Origin of the sequence: Ancylobacter lacus, assembly GCF_018390635.1 — a bacterium.
Lineage (GTDB): Bacteria > Pseudomonadota > Alphaproteobacteria > Rhizobiales > Xanthobacteraceae > Ancylobacter > Ancylobacter lacus.
Map to the genome: position 1 here is coordinate 12,139 of NZ_JAHBGE010000089.1, position 16,063 is coordinate 28,201.

Here is a 16,063-nt window from a genome sequence, read left to right on the forward strand (position 1 = left end):
CGTCTCGGGCTGGCGGCTTTTTTCTGCCCTGTGCGTGGGCGGGAGGCATGTGGCGGGAGGAATTCAGTCTTCGGCGAGCTTCAGCAGGGCCGGGCCGGAAACGCGCTGCAGGGTCCAGTCCGACATCGGCTCCGCGCCGAGGCGGCGATAGACCGCGATCGCCGGCTCGTTCCAGTTCAGCACCATCCATTCGAACCGGGGCAACCCCTCGTCGATGCAGCGCTTCGCCAGCTCGGCCAGCAGGGCGCGGGCAATGCCGCGTCCCCGAAACGCCGGGCGCACGAAGAGGTCTTCCAGGAAGATGCCGGGGCGGCCATGGAAGGTGGAAAAATTATAGAACCACAGGGTGAAGCCGACGGCCTCTCCGTCCCATTCCGCGAGGGTGGAGAAGACCAGCGGCCTGTCCCCGAACATCGCGTCGGCCAGCCCGGCCTCGGTGGCCTCCACCTTGTGGATCAGGCGCTCATATTCGGCCAGCTCGCGCACGAAGCCGAGGATGCGCGCCACGTCCTCGCGGCGCGCCGGGCGCAGGACGAGGCTCATACCGCCACCGGCGCCTTGATGGCGGGCGCGGGATCGTAGCCCTCGACCGCGACGTCCTCGAAACGGAAGGCGAAGAGGTCGCGCACCTGCGGGTTCAGCACCAGCCGGGGCAGGGGCCGCGGGCTGCGCGAGAGCTGCTCGTGCACCTGTTCCTGATGGTTGAGGTAGATGTGGGCGTCACCGAAGGTGTGGACGAAATCGCCCGGCTTCAGCCCCGTCACCTGCGCCACCATGTGGGTCAGCAGCGCGTAGCTCGCGATGTTGAACGGCACGCCGAGGAAGGCGTCGGCGGAGCGCTGGTAGAGCTGGCAGGAGAGCCGGCCGTCGGCGACGTAGAACTGGAACAGGCAGTGGCAGGCGGGCAGCGCCATCTTCGGCAGGTCCGCCGGGTTCCAGGCCGTCACGATCAGCCGGCGCGAATCGGGATTGCGGCGGATGTCGGTGACGAGCTGCGCGATCTGGTCGATGGCTGCGCCGTCGCCCGCCGGCCAGGAGCGCCACTGATGACCGTAGACCGGCCCGAGGTCGCCCTTCTCGTCCGCCCACTCATCCCAGATGGTGACGCCATTGTCGCGGAGGTAGCCGATATTGGTGTCGCCGGCGAGAAACCAGAGCAGTTCGTGGACGATCGAGCGCAGATGCAGCCGCTTGGTGGTGACCAGCGGAAAGCCCTCGGCCAGATCGAACCGCATCTGGTGGCCGAAGATCGAGATCGTGCCGGTGCCGGTCCGGTCGTGCTTGCGGGAGCCCTCGCGCAGGATGCGCTCAAGGAACTCGTGATACTGCCGCATGGTGGGTCCGCTCGATTCGTCTGGTGGCGTAACCATGCACTAGCACATCGGGCGGGCTTTATCAGGTCCGCCGCCCCGGAACCCCTGCCGCCTCATCCGGCTTCTCCCTGATACCGCAACGATCGCCAAGGGGGAATTCCCATGACCCAGACCACCGAGACCCTCAGCAAGGAACGCCACCGGGTGCTGGCGCATCTAAACCTGCTGGAAAAGGACGCCTCGCACCCCCTCGACCTCGCCCTTGACGGCGGCAAGGGCGGCAATGGCAGCGCCGTGCTGATCCTGCGGCCGGGCCAGACGCTGCGCAGCGCCCATTCCGATGTGCGGCTGGACTACACCCTGCTGCGGCAGGCGCTGATGGCGGCGCTTCAGGCGCGGCTCGCGGAACTCGACGAGAAGCTGGAAGGCACCCCGGCGGCCAACCTCTCGCTGGAGGACCTGCAGTACGGCGACCAGACCGAGGCGTAGGCCGGCCGGGCCTTGAGCCCGGCCAAAGTCCCCGCTGTTGGAAGAGTGGCGCTCCCCCTTCCAACGGCGCGCGACCCTCACTATATTGGGAAGGCCGGCGCAAGTCGGCTATGGCGATAAACGGCTATCGGAATAAACCCTTCGGACCCGGGGGCAGTACCCGGCGCCTCCACCCGAGCCCAGCGGCGCGCTGGGTTCCGGCGGGGGCGAAACAGGATCGACGAGGGCGTAAAGGGTGGACTTTCGCTCGGCATGGTTCCGCCGTCATCGGGCCGAACATATAGTTGCCAACGACAACTATGCTCCGGTTGCTCAGGCCGCGTGAGCGGTTTGATCTCTGGGAAATAAGTCCTTGCGGGTAGCACTGTAAGGCGGGGTTCGGAGGCACCTGGCAACAGAAGCCTCCACTTCATTTTCCTGTGCCGTGCCTCCGGTTCCGGTGCCGTTGCGCTGGCGGTCCATCAAGAAATCGGCTTCATTGCGAACATGAGTGTCGACCTGATCCGCTATGACCTTCTCGTCCAGGATGCGCTGCGCGGCGTCGTGCGCCGCGTGCTGGGCGATGTCGCCCGCGACGGCCTGCCCGGCGAGCACCATCTGTACATCTCCTTCGACACCCGGGCTGCGGGTGTGCGCATCTCCTCGCGCCTCAAGGAGAAGTACCCGGAGGAGATGACGATCATCCTCCAGCACCAGTTCTGGGACCTGATCGTTACCGAGCAGTATTTCGAGGTGGGCCTGTCCTTCAACCGCGTGCCGGAGCGGCTGCATGTGCCTTTCGCGGCGCTGAAGGGGTTCTTTGACCCCTCGGTGAAGTTCGGCCTGCAGTTCGAGCCTTCCGCCGCCGAGGAGGAGCCGGAGGAGCCGGCCCCGGCGCCGGTGCAGCTCAAATCGGTGCCGACCTCGCCCGCGCCCGCCGCCGCGGCCCCCGTGGCAGCGGCGCCGGCGACGCCGCTGCCCGCGCGGGCCGAACCGCGCCCCGTCCCGGCAAAGCCCGAACCGGCCAAGGTGGAAGCTGCCAGGGCCGAGACCGCCAAGGCCGATTCGGCAAAGACGGAAGCCGGCGGCAGCTCCGCGACGGCCAAGACCGACGGGCCGGCGGCGGCCCCGGCCCGCAAGGATCGTTCGACGGAGGCCAAGCCCGCCGATGCGGCGGCGGCCAAGCCTTCGGCGGAGCCGGCATCGCCCGAGCCCGAAACCGGCGGGGCGCAGGTCGTGCGGCTGGACGCCTTTCGCAAGAAGTAGCCGCCGCAAGAGGCAATGCCTCCCGGGCGGCTCAACCCAAGAAGCTCAACCCAAGAAGCTCAACCCAAGAAGCTCTCGTGTCCCAGTCCTTCGACGTCGTGGTGATCGGTGCCGGCGCCGCCGGCCTTGCGGCGGGCGCCCGCCTGCGGGCCGCCGGGGTCGCGGTTGCCGTGGTGGAGGCTGCGGAGCGGGTCGGCGGCCGCGCCCATACCGACGTCGCCGCCTTTGGCGTGCCCTGGGACAAGGGGTGCCACTGGCTGCATTCGGCCTCGGTGAACCCGTTCCGCATCGCTGCCGACGAGCTGGGCCTCGGCTATTACCAGCGCGGCAACCGGCAGACCCGGGCCACCCATCTCGGCGACCGCTGGGCCGACGCGGCGGAGCGTCAGGCGGTGTGGGAGGCGATCGACGGCGCCTTCGCCGCAGTGAAGCACGCGGGCGAGCAGGGCCGCGACATTGCCGCCAGCGAGGTGCTGGACACCGCATCCCCGTGGCTGCGGATGAGCCGGCACTGGCTGGCGCTGATGTCCGCAACGGAGGCGGAGCGGGTCTCCACCCTCGACTACGTCGCCTACAGCGACACGGCGGAAAACTACCCTGTCGAGAAGGGCTATGGCGCGCTCGTCCTCGCCGTCGCCGCGCGCGCGGCGCCCGATCTCGAGGTGACGCTCGGCTGCCCGGTGGAGCGGCTGGACTGGTCCGGCCCCGGTGTGGCGCTGGACACGCCGAAGGGCCGGCTCAGCGCGCGCTACGCCGTCGTCGCGGTGCCGACCACGGCCATCGCCCGCGGACGGCTGCGCTTTGCTCCCGACCTGCCGCCCGACCTTGCCGAGGCGTTCGAGGCGCTGCCGCTGGGCTCGGCCGAGAAGGTTGCGTTCCAGTTCGACCGCGACGTGTTCGGCGTGCCGCCGGTGACCTATGTCGACACCATCGACCTGCGCGATCCCTCGCGCATTCCGGTGAACTTCACCCTCAACCCGTTCGGCCACGCCATGGCAATCGCCCAGCTCGGCGGGGCCAATGCCGAACGGCTGGTGGGGGAGGGGCCCGCGGCGATGGTGGATTTCGCGCTGGCGGCGCTGGTCGACGCCTATGGCGCCGATATCCGGGCCCGGGTGCTGCGCACGGCGACCACCGGCTGGGTGGCCGATCCGCTGATCGGCGGCGCCTATAGCTGCGCCCTGCCGGGCAAGGCGCATATGCGGGCGCGGCTGGCGCAGGTGGTGGGCGACAAGGTGTTCTTCGCCGGCGAGGCGGTGTCGCCGCATTATTATTCCACCGCCCATGGCGCCCACGAAACCGGCCTTGCCGCCGCCGACGCGGTGCTGGCCCGGCTCGCGCGGCACGCCGCGTGAGCGGCGGGAACCGTGAATCCCGCGTGAGCGGCGGGAACGGCGAGCCCCGCGTGAGCGGCGCGGTGGACCGCAGCGGAGGCCGTGCACTTCGGCTGGTGATCGTCGTCGCCGTCGCCGAGAACGGCATCATCGGGCGTGGCGATGGCCTGCCCTGGCATGTCTCGGGCGATCTGAAGCGGTTCCGCGCCATCACCTGGGGCAAGCCGCTCATCATGGGCCGGCGCACCTTCGAGTCGATCGGCCGGCCGCTGCCGGGCCGCACCAGCATCGTGGTGAGCCGGGATGCGGAGCTCAGCTTGCCGGAAGGCGTGCTGCTGGCCTCGAGCCTCGACGCCGCGATAGCCCGCGCCGGGGTGGAGGCGCAGCGGCTGGGGGTAGCGGAGGCCGCCGTGGTTGGTGGCGCCGATATCTATGCGCAGGCGCTGCCCCATGCCGACGCCCTGCGTCTCACCCGCATCCACGGGGCGCCCGCGGGCGATGTCGTCTTTCCCGCGCTTAATGTGCCGGACTGGCGGGAGATCGCCCGGGAAGGCCCGTTCCAGGGCGAGAAGGACGAGTTCGCCTTCAGCTTCGTCGATTACGAGCGGGCCTGAGCGGCGGCGTCAGATCGGCCGGCCCTCGACCTTGATGGCCAGCTCCTTCTCCATGTCCTTCATCGATTCGAGCTGGGGATAGACCGCGAGCGCCATACGCGCGGCTTCCAGCGCGTGCTTCTCGTCGCCGAGTTCCTTGCAGATCAGCGCGATGCCGGCCCAGGCGCCGTAGTGCCGGGGCTCGCGCGCCACCACCTGCCGCAGGTCGGCCAGCGAGTCGACGAAGTCTTCCTTGAGGTAGAACACCGTCGCCCGGCGGTTCCAGGCGTCGAGATGGTTCGGGGCGATGGTGAGCACGCCGTCGAGCAGCGCGATGGCGAGGTCGTAGTCCTTCGCCTGCGTCGCGGTGGCGGCGCGGCTCATCAGCAGATCGGCGGTGTCGCTGTCGGAGGGCACCAGCGCGACCTCGATGCGGTCGGCGATTGCCTTGGCGGATTCCTTGGAGGGAGCGGCCTTCAGCGCGGCAAACAGCGCGTCGAGGCGCTTGGCGCGGTCCGGCTCATTCGGCGCGAGCGCCGAGGTGCCGGGAGATGCCGCCTCCTTGCCGGGGGTGGTCTGCGCCGGGGCGGAGGGCTGCTGCACCTCGGACAGCACAGGCTGCACCGGAGGGGAGGACGAAACGTCGGCGCGGGCGGAAGCGCCGGCGGCCGCGAAACCTATCGCAGTGGCGAGGATCAGAACGCGCATCCCGCCAGTGTATGAAGCGGGCTGGCGGCGTCAATGCGGGCCGCGAAAACGTGAACGCGGCCGGCGGGCCTGATCGGGCCGGGCGCGGGCAAGCCGCGCGCCGGGGCCTTCGCGACGTCTCAGCCCTGGCGGGCCTTGAAGCGCTTCTGGGTCTTGTTGATGATGTAGACGCGGCCCTTGCGGCGCACCAGGCGGTTGTCGCGGTGGCGGCCGAGCAGCGACTTGAGCGAATTGCGGATCTTCATGACACGTAACCTTCGTAACGAGTGCGCCGGCGCAATGAGACGGCGCCGCTACGACCGCGCCCCTATCCGCCAGCTTTAATTCGAGGCCGGCTGATAGCGGAGGGGCGGGGGCCTTGTCAATCCGCCGGGCGGGTTTGATCCCCGGCGGCGTGCCGCGCGGCGCGCCGGGCCGGGGCGGAAAGGCCGAGATGGGTGCGTCCGAAGCTGCCGGGATATTTGAGCCCGAAGCCCAGCGCCCGGTCCGCCCCGATATGCGCCACCCAGACCAGCGCCACCGCCTGCGCCAGCGGCGCGGTCAGCGCCACCCCGGCCCCGCCGAGGAGCAGCGGGACGAGATAGGTGTGGGTGGCGTTGTAGCCGATGGCGCCGGCCCGCGGCCCGGCGAGATAGCCCAGCATGCCGAGATCGGGCGCGAGAATCAGGGCGAGGAACAGCCACCAGCCGCCGCCGAGCGCGGCATAGGCGGCGAGCGCGGCGAGGAACACCCCGGCGCCTTCGAGCCGCAGCAGCAGGCCGGGCGCGCCCTCGACCATGCCGCCGGCCTCGCGAGCCTCGGAAGAGCCGTTGTTTCCGCCCGCCGCCGTGCCGGCCATGGCATTGCCTTTCCGAGGAGTGGAGGGGCGTCAGCTCCGCCCGTGCTTGTAGGGCGCCATGCCGGCGCGGGCGAGCTCGTCGGCCCGTTCGTTCATGGCGTCGCCGGCGTGGCCCTTCACCCAGTGCCAGCGTATCTCATGGCGGGCGAGGGCGGCGTCGAGCCGCTCCCACAGGTCCACATTCTTCACCGGCTTCTTGTCCGCGGTGCGCCAGCCATTGCGCTTCCAGCCGTGGATCCACTTGGTGATGCCGTTGCGCAGATATTCGCTGTCGGTGTGGAGATCGACGGTGCAGGGCCGCTTCAGCGCCTCCAGCGCCGAAATCGCCGCCATCAGCTCCATGCGGTTGTTGGTGGTGGGGGATTCGCCGCCGGAAAGCTCCTTTTCCGCCCCGGCATAGCGCAGGATCGCGCCCCAGCCGCCGGGCCCGGGATTGCCAGAACAGGCGCCGTCGGTCCACACCGCCACGATGCCGCGGGAGGTCTCGGCGGCATCGTCGCCAAACACGCGCTGCGTTCCCGGCGCGGTCTTCACGGCGCGATCCCGTAGTCGCGCGCGCTGGTCGCGGTGCGGTGGAAGCGCAGCTTGCGCAGATATTCCTTCGGGTCGTGCGGGCGCACCAGCGCGCCGGGCGGCACGTTCAGCCAGTCCACCAGCCGGGTGAGCAGGAAACGCAGCGCCGCGCCGCGGGCGAGCAGCGGCAGCGCCGCGATCTCCGCCTCCCCGAGCGGCCGCACGGCCGTGTAGGCGGCGAGCAGGGCCCGGCCCTTGGTGATGTTGAAGGCGCCGTCCGGCTCGAAACACCAGGCATTGAGGCAGATGGCGACGTCATAGGCCAGCAGGTCGTTGCAGGCGAAATAGAAGTCGATCAGCCCGGAGAGCCGGTCGTCGGTGAAGAACACATTGTCCGGGAACAGGTCGGCGTGGATCACGCCTTCCGGCAGCCCCGTCGGCCACCGGGTTTCCAGCAGCGCGAGCTCGTCGGCGATGAGGGCATGAAGGCCGGGGGCGACGGTGTCCGCCCGCTCCCCGGCGGTCACGAACAGCGGGCGCCAGCCGGGAACCGACAGCGCGTTGCGGCGGGTGAGGGCAAAGCCGGCCCCGGCCTCGTGCAGCCGCGCCAGCGCCTCGCCCAGCGCGGCGCAATGGGCGACGCCCGGCCGGCGCACCGAGGTGCCGATCAGGAAGGTCGCGATGGCGGCGGGGCGGCCGGCGAGCGCGCCAAGGGCGGTGCCGGCGCGGTTCTTCACCGGCTGCGGGCAGGCGATGCCCCGGCCGGCGAGGTGCTCCATCAGCCCGATGAAGAAGGGCAGGTCGGCCGGGTTCACCCGCTTTTCGTACAGGGTGAGGATGAAGCTGCCCGCCTCGGTCTGGAGCAGGAAGTTGGAATTCTCCACCCCCTCCGCGATCCCCTTGAAGGCCCGCAGGCGGCCGATGTCGTAATGGGCGAGGAAGGCTTCCAGCTCTTCGGGGGAGACGTCGGTGTAGACGGCCATGCGGGCGGGGTCTCTCGTGGTCGGGCGGCCGCGGCCGGCGGCGCGGCGTCGGGCCTATTCGGCGGCGTCGGTGCGGAGCTGGCGCGGCAGCGGGAAGAAGACGTCCTCATGGGCGGTGTGCACCGTCTCCACCGCCACGGCGAAGCGGGCGGCGAAGGCGTCGATGATCTCCTCCACCAGCACCTCGGGGGCGGAGGCGCCGGCGGTGATGGCCAGCGACGAGATGGAGCCGAACACCGCCCAGTCGATGTCGGCGGCGCGCTGCACCAGCGCGCTGGCGCGGCAGCCTTCCCGTTCCGCCACCTCGCGCAGGCGCTGCGAATTGGAGGAGTTGGGCGCGCCCACCACGATCATCGCGTCGACCTGCGGCGCCACGCGCTTCACCGCTTCCTGGCGGTTGGTGGTGGCGTAGCAGATGTCTTCCTTCTGCGGGCCGACCATGGCGGGAAAGCGCTCGCGCAGGATGGCGACGATCTCGGCAGTGTCGTCGATGGAGAGCGTGGTCTGGGTGGTGTAGGCGAGGCGCTCGGGGTCGCGCGGCGTGAAGCTGCGGGCCTGCGCCGCGGTCTCGACCAGCGCCACCGCGCCCTCGGGCAGCTGGCCCATGGTGCCGATCACCTCGGGGTGGCCGGCATGGCCGATGAGCACGACCTCGCGGCCGCGCTTGTGGTGCACGGTGGCTTCCCGGTGCACCTTTGTCACCAGCGGGCAGGTGGCGTCGATGGCGAAGAAGTTCCGCGCCGCCGCATCCTCCGGCACCGATTTCGCGACGCCATGGGCGGAGAAGATGACCGGTGCCGTAGTGCCGGCCGGCACCTCGTGGAGTTCTTCCACGAACACCGCGCCCTTGGCCTTCAGGCCTTCGACGACGTATTTGTTGTGCACGATCTCGTGGCGGACATAGACCGGCGGTCCGTAGAGCGCGAGCGCCTTCTCCACGGCGTCGATGGCGCGCACCACCCCGGCGCAGAAGCCGCGCGGGGCGCAAAGCAGGACGCGCAGGGCGGGTTTGTCGGCGCTCATGGGCGGTTCATCGTCCGGGGGCCTCGCAGGCGGATCGCCTTCGTCATGGGTGCGGCGGGCGGAGGTGTCAAGCCGCGCGGCGCACGGGCACGCCGCCGTGCGGAAGCGAATGTGGGCTTCGCCGGGTCAATGTGGGCTTCGCCGGGTCATAGATCGGCCGGCGGGGATGCGAGGTGAATTGCGCTCGCGTCCGAGGCGGCCTATATTCATGACATCCCGGTCATCGCGAGACGGTCCGAGGCTCCGCCCCCGAAGGGTCGGCAGAGCGAGAGAGCCCGTGCGTGGAAGGCCCGGCGCGGAACAGCGCGCCGCGAACCAGAAATTGCGAATGGAGACGCGTGCCATGGCGAACGCACCGCTGATGCCGAAGGCCACCGCCGTGTGGCTGGTCGAGAACACCGCGCTCAGCTTCGACCAGATCGCCGAGTTCTGCAAACTGCACGTTCTCGAAGTGAAGGGCATCGCCGACGGCGAAGTCGCCCAGGGCATCAAGGGTCTCGACCCCGTCTCGTCCGGCCAGCTCTCCCGCGAGGAGATCGACCGCGCCGAGAAGAACCCGAACTACCGGCTGAAGCTGCAGGAATCGCGGGTGCGCCTGCCGGAGCCGAAGCGCCGCCGCGGGCCGCGCTACACCCCGGTGTCGAAGCGCCAGGACCGCCCCAACGCCATCCTCTGGCTTCTGCGCAACCACCCGGAGCTGAAGGACAGCCAGATCATGCGGCTGGTGGGCACCACCAAGACCACCATCGAGGCGATCAAGGAGCGCACCCACTGGAACGCGCAGAACCTGACGCCGATGGATCCGGTGACGCTGGGCCTGTGCTCGCAGATCGACCTCGACATCGAGGTGCAGCGCTCCTCCAAGGATCGCCCGGCCGCCGCCGTCGATCAGGGCGCGACGCTGCTGCCGGCCGATGTCACCACCGCGCAGGAGTATGAGGAGCCCTACACCGCGCCGCGCCGGCCGAAGGAGGACTCGCTCGACCTCGAGACCGTGTTCGCCAAGCTCGGCGGCGCCCGGAAGAGCGACATCGAGGAGTGAGCCGGCAGGGCCGGCTTTGCCGGCCCGCCCGCACCCGCCGAGGGCAGGCCCGCAGGGCGCGCCGTCGGCTCGTCTGATCCCCGCCGCTCCACGGAGCGCGGGCCGGAAGCCTCAGGCGTCCAGCTTCTCGCCGGAGACGCCGCGCGCGCGCGGGGTTTCGGCGATCTCGTCCAGCACCGCCGGGTCCTCGATCGTGGCAGGACGGGTCCAGTCGTCCTGGTCGGCGATCTTCTTCATCGTCCCGCGCAGGATCTTGCCGGACCGGGTCTTCGGCAGCCGACCGACCACCAGCGCCAGCCGGAACGCCGCCACCGGGCCGATCTGCTCGCGCACCTGGGCGACCGCTTCCCGCTCGACCTGCGCGGCGGGCTTGTCGACCCCCGATTTCAGCACCAGGAAGCCGCAGGGCACCTCGCCCTTGATGGCGTCGTGCACCCCGATCACCGCGCATTCCGCGACATCCGGCAGGGCGGCGAGCACCTCTTCCATCTCCCCGGTGGAGAGCCGATGGCCCGCGACATTGATGATGTCGTCGGTGCGGCCCACGATCGTGAGCCGCCCGTCCTTGTCGATCACCCCGGCGTCGGCGGTCTTGTAGTAGCCGGGGAATTCGGTGAGGTAGCCTTCGGCGAAGCGCTCGGGCTGGTGCCACAGCGTGGGCAGGCAGCCCGGCGGCAGCGGCAGGCCGATGGCGACCGAGCCGGTGCGGCCCGGCTCCACGGGATGGCCGGCCTCGTCCAGCACCTCGACCCGGTAGCCCGGCATCGGCACGCCGGTGGAGCCGGCCTGAACCTCCAGCGCCCCGATGCCGAGCGGGTTGCCGGCAATGGCCCAGCCGGTCTCGGTCTGCCACCAGTGGTCCACCACCGGCACCTTCAGCTTGTCCTCGATCCAGCGCACCGTGTCGGGGTCGGCGCGCTCCCCGGCGAGGAACAGCGCGCGCAGCGAGGAGAGGTCGTGGTCCCGCATCCGCAGCGCCTGCGGGTCCTCCTTCTTGATGACGCGCAGCGCGGTGGGGGCGGTGAAGAGCACGCCCACCCCATATTCCGCGACCACCCGCCAGAAGGCCCCCGCATCCGGGGTGCCGACCGGCTTGCCCTCGTAGAGGACGGTGGTGCAGCCGGCCAGCAGCGGACCGTAGACGATGTAGGAATGCCCGACCACCCAGCCGATATCGGAGGCCGACCAGAACACCTCGCCGGGCTTCATGCCGTAGAGCCATTCCATCGACCAGCGCAGCGCCACCATGTAGCCGGCGGTGTCGCGCACCACGCCCTTGGGCTTTCCGGTCGTGCCGGAGGTGTAGAGGATGTAGAGCGGATCGGTGGCGCCCACCGGCGCGCATTCCACGCCGCGGGAGCCGGCATAGGCGCTCCCGCGCAGCGTCGCCCAGTCGATGTCGCGGCCCGGCACCATCGCCGCTTCCAGTTCCGGCCGCTGCAGGATGAGGCAGCGTTCCGGGGTGTGGTGCGCCAGTTCGAGCGCGTGGTCCAGCAGCGGCTTGTAGGCGACGATACGGGAAGGCTCGATGCCGCAAGAGGCGGAGAGCACCACCTTCGGCTGGGCATCGTCGATGCGGGCGGCGAGCTCGGCCGCGGCGAAGCCGCCGAACACGACGGAATGGACCGCCCCGATCCGCGCGCAGGCCAGCATGGCGAACACCGCCTCCGGCACCATGGGCATGTAGATGACGACGCGGTCGCCCTTCTCGACGCCGAGGTCGCGCAGGGTGCCGGCCAGCGTGCGGACCTCGCCGAGCAGCTCGGAATAGGTGATGCGCCGCCTGGTTCCGGTTACCGGGCTGTCATAGAGGATGGCGGCCTGCTGGCCGCGTCCCTCGTTCACATGGCGGTCCACCGCGTTGTGGCAGACATTGCAGATGCCGCCGACGAACCAGCGGCCATAGGCGCCCAGCGAGGGATCGAACACCGCGCGCGGCTCGGCGATCCATTCCACCGCGCGTGCGGCCTCGCCCCAGAACCCCTGGGGATCGGCAAGGGAACGGGCGTGCACGGCCCGGTAGGCGGCTTCCGCCGAGGGCGTGGCCGAAATGGTCATGGGCGTTCTCCCGAACGTGGATTTTCCTGCTGCCGGACGCGTTTCGTGGTCCGGCTTGGCATCATCTGGCCGGTGTCATGCGGCTGTCGTTGATCCCGCACAAAGACGGCCCCGGGTTCAAGCTCGACCTTCGGATGTAAAACGCCGCCGGTCTGCTCGACCGGCGGCGCGTGTTGTCTGACGAGCCTGCGGAGATACGCGCGGGAAGCTGCTTGCGCGGGACAATGCGTCCGCAGGACCATCCCCTTCCGCTGAGCGCCGTGTCCCGTGCCGGTCTGCGCCGGCGCGCCCGCGGGGTGGGCTGGATGACCTTCCGGCTGGGTCGGTCCGTCCGGCGAACGGCCCTGCGTTCAGGCGCAGGACGCGATCTTTCGTGCGGGACGGTGCTGCAGCCGGATGCCGGGTGCCTCAGTGCAGCGTGCTGCTCTTCAGCCGCGTGATCTCGTCCTTGAGGTGAAGCTTGCGACGCTTGAGATCGGTAATGCGGGTCTCTTCGGTGGCCGGTCGGGCCATAGCCTCTTTCAGCTCCCTGTCGAGCGCCTGGTGGCGCCGTTCCAACTCCGCGACATGCGCCTGCATGGACATGGACCTTGTCTCCCTGTCTCCTGGTAGGAACGTCATCAGTCTGTCACGGGCCGCGGCCGCTGTCGACGAAACGAATCATTGCGCCGCACCATCGACGTGCGCCGCAGCACGTATTGCGGAGGGGGCTCGCCCCGGAGATACTGAGGTCGTCGCGACTCGTGGGCGCGGCCGGTCGCGCGGGTTTTCGCCGGGCGGGACCGCAGGCGGGTTCGAGTTCAGGGCGGGCGTTTGAGCATCATGACGGCGGAAGAGGAACGCGAGCTGCGGGCTCTCCTCGAGCGCCTGCGGCAGGAGCACCGCGACCTCGACACGGCCATCGACGCGCTGCAGGCCATGCCGGCCGCGGACCAGCTCCAGCTTGCCCGCTTCAAGAAGCGCAAGCTCCAGCTCAAGGATCGCATCGGCTTCGTCGAGGACCAGATCACCCCCGACATCATCGCCTGAAAGGCGGGCGCCGGCCGGCGCGTTCGGCTCGGCCGGGTCGCGAGACGACGATGCCCGGCGCGTGGCCGGGCATCGGGTGGTGCGATGGCGTCGTTCAGATCTGCGTGAGCAGCACTTCGGCGCTGGTCTTGTCGGCCTTGCTCGGCACGTCCTCGACGTTCAGCACCATCACCTCGCCGTCCTCGACCAGCATGGAATAGCGCTTGGAGCGCAGGCCGAGCCCGGCCGCGGAGGCGTCGAAATCAAGGCCGAGCGCGCGGGCGAATTCGCCGTTGCCGTCGGACAGGAACACGATCTTGCCGCCGGCATTGGAGGCCTGCTCCCACGCGGCCATGACGAAGGGATCGTTCACCGCCGTCACCGCGATGGCGTCGACGCCGCGCGACAGGATTTCTTCGGCGCGGGCGATGAAGCCGGGCAGGTGGTTCTTGTGGCAGGTGGGGGTGAAGGCGCCGGGAACGGCGAACAGCACGACCTTCTTGTTCTTGAAGATCTCGTCGGTGGACTTCGGCACCGGCCCGTCGGCGGTGGCGACGCGGAAGGTGGCGCTCGGCAGCATTTCGCCGACCTTGATCGTCATGGACTGTCCTTTCGTGATGCAATGGGCGAGCCGGGGCCGCCGCCCCGCGGGGGCGGCCCCTCCGGCCGGCGGGTAGCATAGTCGTTTCCCGCGTCACGGGAAGCGCTCTCAGGGCGCGGAAACCGGCGCCGTCAGCTCGATCGCCCGGTCGCCGTCCACCAGCGTGAAGCGCAGCCCGGTGGCGGTGAGGTCGGCCCCCTTGGGCATCCCTTCGAGCGGCATGAGGAAGACGACGCGGCCATCGGCCGCCGGCCGCGCCTGCGGCAGCGGCAGCGCCCAGGCCTCGTCCGGGCCCTCGACGAACAGGTCGGCCTTGGCGGGGTCGGCGACCCGGGCCTCGATCCGCACCGCGGCCGCGCCGTCCACCTCGACGAGCCGCGCGCTCTCCAGCGCGGTGGGGCCGGCGCCGCCCAGCTCCCCGTGCTGCGGCACCGCCGCGAGCGCCGCCAGCAGCTCGGGCGGGGAGGGCGCCGCGCCGGTCGCGGGAATGTCCAGCGCCGCCTCGGCGTGGGCGGGCTGGCAGATCTTCTCGCACACCGCGAAATCGAGCTTCAGCCGCAGCGAGACCGGGCGGGTGGGGTCCTTCGGGGTGGCGTGGAAGGGCAGGATGACGTCGTGCTTGTAGCCGATGGAATAGGCGCCATCGCCATCGTCGAAGCGGTGGGGCGCCGGCCAGAGGATGTCGACGCCCGCGAGATTCTCCGAGCCCGACCAGTCGAACTGCGGTGGCACGCCGCTGTCGCCGGGATAGCGCCAGTAGGTCTTCCAGCCCGGGGCCAGCCTGATCTCGACCCCGCCGTCGAGCTGGTCGCCGCTGCGGGCACCGGCCAGCAGGCGGACGGCGCCGCTGCCGGTCGCGCTCCAGTCCGATTCGATGCCGGCTCCGGCGGCTGCCGGGGCGAGCGCGAAGGCGAGCGCGGCCAGAACCGCCGCGGCGCGGCGCAGGCGGCGTGGCGTGGCCTGCCGCGACGGGGCGGCGGGGCTCGTAGGGTGGCGGGGGTGGTTCATCGGAGCGAAACGATGCATCTCCTGCCGATAGCGCGTCCCATCCGCGCCGGGAAGCCGGCATTCCGCACGTTCGTGTGAGACGGGTCTTCCGCCGCACCCGCGCGCCCGACGGGGTGGGTTGAAAATGCCCCGACAGGGATTACCCTTCCGTTGATGAAGATTGGACCGAAAAGCCCGGATACCGACGTCGAACGGTTTCTCGACGGCCAGATGCTGGTGGCCATGCCGGGCATGCGCGACGAGCGTTTCGCCCGTGCGGTGATCTATCTGTGCGCGCACTCGGCCGAGGGCGCGATGGGCATCGTGGTGAACCAGCCGGCCAGCCACATCAATTTCCCCGACCTGCTGGTGCAGCTCGACGTGGTGCCGGAGACCGAGCTCATCCGCCTGCCGCGCCGCGCCGGCGAGGTGAAGGTGCTGAAGGGCGGCCCGGTGGAGACCGGCCGCGGCTTCGTGCTGCACAGCTCCGATTTCGTGATCGAGAACTCGACCCTGCCGATCGACGCCGGCGTCTGCCTCACCGCGACGCTGGACATATTGAAGGCGATCGCCCATGGCGGTGGGCCGCAAAGCGCGGTGCTGGCGCTGGGCTATGCCGGCTGGGCGCCGGGGCAGCTCGAAAACGAGATCCAGCAGAATGGCTGGCTGCACTGCCCCGCCGATGCCGGCCTCATCTTCGGCCCCGACACCGGCGCCAAATATGAGCAGGCCCTGCGCAAGATCGGCATTCCCCCCGGCATGCTCTCCAGCGAGGCCGGCCACGCCTGAGGCCGCCGGCTGAGCCGCGCAACCGCTGAGCCCGCGCCACCAAAGGCGTTACGGGCGGCTTGCGGGTGTCCCCGTCGGTCCGCAAGTGGCTTGCGCCGGGCACGCGCCCATCTCGTTGGTTACACGAAGGCCGGCGGTCGGATCAGCCCTGGTTCGCCGCCCTCGGCGGGCTGGCGGCCGGGGCCAGCCCCGGTCCCTCGCCCTGAGGCTGCCCCGTCTCGGGCGCGGTGGCGGCCGGAATCGTGCCGGGCACCGGTGCCGGCGGGCTCGCGGCCGGCGTCGCCGATCCCGTGGACGGGGCCACCGTGGCGCTGCCGCCCCGCTGCCTCTCGGCGCTTGCCCGCATCAGCCCTGCCGAGCCTGCCGCAGCCTGTGCCAGCGGCGCACGGGCGGCGAGCGAGGCCGGTACGGCTGCCGGGGTCGCGGCCGGACGCGCCGGGGCGGGCCTGCCGCTCGGGCCGGCGCCGCCGGGCGTCGGCGTGCCGCCAGGGTTGGCGGCGGGCGCGGTGGCGGCCGGCGTGGCCGCTGCCGGCGGGCGC

Annotated in this window: 19 protein-coding genes, 1 other RNA gene and 1 pseudogene; 9 read left to right on the forward strand and 12 right to left on the reverse strand. The window is 70.5% G+C overall.

Features of this window, described 5'->3' with window-relative positions:
• Positions 1–63: 63 nt before the first annotated feature.
• Both KHC27_RS21235 and KHC27_RS21240 read right to left on the reverse strand, forming a co-directional pair.
• The gene (locus tag KHC27_RS21235) at positions 64–543 is read right to left on the reverse strand and encodes a GNAT family N-acetyltransferase (protein WP_213342035.1); all 480 of its coding nucleotides are present in this window, start codon (positions 541–543) and stop codon (positions 64–66) included.
• Complete coding sequence (locus tag KHC27_RS21240) at positions 540–1,334, reverse strand: thymidylate synthase (RefSeq protein WP_213342070.1); 795 nt, start codon at positions 1,332–1,334, stop codon at positions 540–542. The genes KHC27_RS21235 and KHC27_RS21240 overlap by 4 nt, the downstream gene beginning before the upstream one ends.
• Positions 1,335–1,475: 141 nt before the next feature.
• Here KHC27_RS21240 and KHC27_RS21245 point away from each other — a divergent pair, with 141 nt between their 5' ends.
• From KHC27_RS21245 to KHC27_RS21265, 5 genes are all read left to right on the forward strand, one after another.
• The gene (locus KHC27_RS21245; RefSeq protein WP_213342037.1) at positions 1,476–1,802 is read left to right on the forward strand and encodes a hypothetical protein; all 327 of its coding nucleotides are present in this window, start codon (positions 1,476–1,478) and stop codon (positions 1,800–1,802) included.
• 54 nt (positions 1,803–1,856) lie between these two features.
• Positions 1,857–2,211, forward strand: a transfer-messenger RNA (tmRNA) gene (gene ssrA, locus KHC27_RS21250).
• A 77-nt stretch (positions 2,212–2,288) separates the two neighbouring features.
• Entirely contained in the window at positions 2,289–3,047 is a 759-nt protein-coding gene (locus tag KHC27_RS21255) for an SspB family protein (RefSeq protein WP_213342039.1), read from the forward strand.
• 77 nt (positions 3,048–3,124) lie between these two features.
• The gene (locus tag KHC27_RS21260) at positions 3,125–4,402 is read left to right on the forward strand and encodes a flavin monoamine oxidase family protein (RefSeq protein WP_213342042.1); all 1,278 of its coding nucleotides are present in this window, start codon (positions 3,125–3,127) and stop codon (positions 4,400–4,402) included.
• Between the two features lie 92 nt (positions 4,403–4,494).
• Positions 4,495–4,995 (forward strand): dihydrofolate reductase, encoded by a 501-nt coding sequence (locus KHC27_RS21265; RefSeq protein ID WP_246520191.1) that lies wholly within the window; start codon positions 4,495–4,497, stop codon positions 4,993–4,995.
• Between the two features lie 9 nt (positions 4,996–5,004).
• On the opposite strand, the gene KHC27_RS21270 is transcribed toward KHC27_RS21265, so the two are convergent.
• From KHC27_RS21270 to ispH, 6 genes are all read right to left on the reverse strand, one after another.
• Positions 5,005–5,682 (reverse strand): tetratricopeptide repeat protein, encoded by a 678-nt coding sequence (locus KHC27_RS21270; protein WP_213342044.1) that lies wholly within the window; start codon positions 5,680–5,682, stop codon positions 5,005–5,007.
• Between the two features lie 119 nt (positions 5,683–5,801).
• Positions 5,802–5,927, reverse strand: a complete 126-nt coding sequence (gene ykgO / locus KHC27_RS21275) for a type B 50S ribosomal protein L36 (RefSeq protein WP_013167868.1) — start codon at positions 5,925–5,927, stop codon at positions 5,802–5,804.
• Between the two features lie 116 nt (positions 5,928–6,043).
• Entirely contained in the window at positions 6,044–6,520 is a 477-nt protein-coding gene (locus KHC27_RS21280) for a DUF4260 domain-containing protein (RefSeq protein ID WP_213342047.1), read from the reverse strand.
• Positions 6,521–6,550: 30 nt separating this feature from the next.
• Complete coding sequence (gene rnhA, locus KHC27_RS21285; protein WP_343210956.1) at positions 6,551–7,054, reverse strand: ribonuclease HI; 504 nt, start codon at positions 7,052–7,054, stop codon at positions 6,551–6,553.
• A complete protein-coding gene (locus KHC27_RS21290; protein ID WP_213342049.1) occupies positions 7,051–8,016 on the reverse strand; it encodes a homoserine kinase in 966 nt (321 codons plus the stop codon). Before KHC27_RS21290 ends, rnhA begins: the two co-directional genes overlap by 4 nt.
• 54 nt (positions 8,017–8,070) lie before the next feature.
• Positions 8,071–9,039 (reverse strand): 4-hydroxy-3-methylbut-2-enyl diphosphate reductase, encoded by a 969-nt coding sequence (gene ispH / locus KHC27_RS21295; protein WP_213342052.1) that lies wholly within the window; start codon positions 9,037–9,039, stop codon positions 8,071–8,073.
• Positions 9,040–9,382: 343 nt separating this feature from the next.
• Between ispH and KHC27_RS21300 the strand changes: the two genes are divergently transcribed.
• On the forward strand, positions 9,383–10,081 hold the full coding sequence (locus KHC27_RS21300; protein WP_213342054.1) for a DUF1013 domain-containing protein: 699 nt from the start codon (positions 9,383–9,385) through the stop codon (positions 10,079–10,081).
• Between the two features lie 111 nt (positions 10,082–10,192).
• Here KHC27_RS21300 and KHC27_RS21305 read toward each other — a convergent pair whose 3' ends face one another.
• Positions 10,193–12,139 carry a propionyl-CoA synthetase gene (locus tag KHC27_RS21305; RefSeq protein ID WP_213342056.1) on the reverse strand — a complete coding sequence of 649 codons (1,947 nt, stop codon included), beginning with the start codon at positions 12,137–12,139 and terminating at the stop codon, positions 10,193–10,195.
• A gap of 408 nt (positions 12,140–12,547) precedes the next feature.
• The gene (locus KHC27_RS21310) at positions 12,548–12,724 is read right to left on the reverse strand and encodes a YdcH family protein (protein ID WP_213342059.1); all 177 of its coding nucleotides are present in this window, start codon (positions 12,722–12,724) and stop codon (positions 12,548–12,550) included.
• A gap of 237 nt (positions 12,725–12,961) precedes the next feature.
• Here KHC27_RS21310 and KHC27_RS21315 point away from each other — a divergent pair, with 237 nt between their 5' ends.
• On the forward strand, positions 12,962–13,168 hold the full coding sequence (locus tag KHC27_RS21315) for a YdcH family protein (protein WP_213342079.1): 207 nt from the start codon (positions 12,962–12,964) through the stop codon (positions 13,166–13,168).
• 94 nt (positions 13,169–13,262) lie between these two features.
• On the opposite strand, the gene KHC27_RS21320 is transcribed toward KHC27_RS21315, so the two are convergent.
• On the reverse strand, positions 13,263–13,748 hold the full coding sequence (locus KHC27_RS21320) for a peroxiredoxin (RefSeq protein ID WP_213342062.1): 486 nt from the start codon (positions 13,746–13,748) through the stop codon (positions 13,263–13,265).
• Between the two features lie 108 nt (positions 13,749–13,856).
• Complete coding sequence (locus KHC27_RS21325; protein WP_246520188.1) at positions 13,857–14,774, reverse strand: protein-disulfide reductase DsbD domain-containing protein; 918 nt, start codon at positions 14,772–14,774, stop codon at positions 13,857–13,859.
• A 135-nt stretch (positions 14,775–14,909) separates the two neighbouring features.
• On the opposite strand from KHC27_RS21325, the gene KHC27_RS21330 reads away from it, so the two are divergent.
• Positions 14,910–15,524, forward strand: a complete 615-nt coding sequence (locus KHC27_RS21330) for a YqgE/AlgH family protein (protein WP_213342065.1) — start codon at positions 14,910–14,912, stop codon at positions 15,522–15,524.
• A gap of 242 nt (positions 15,525–15,766) precedes the next feature.
• A pseudogene (locus KHC27_RS21335) lies at positions 15,767–16,063 on the forward strand (hypothetical protein); the annotation flags it as partial.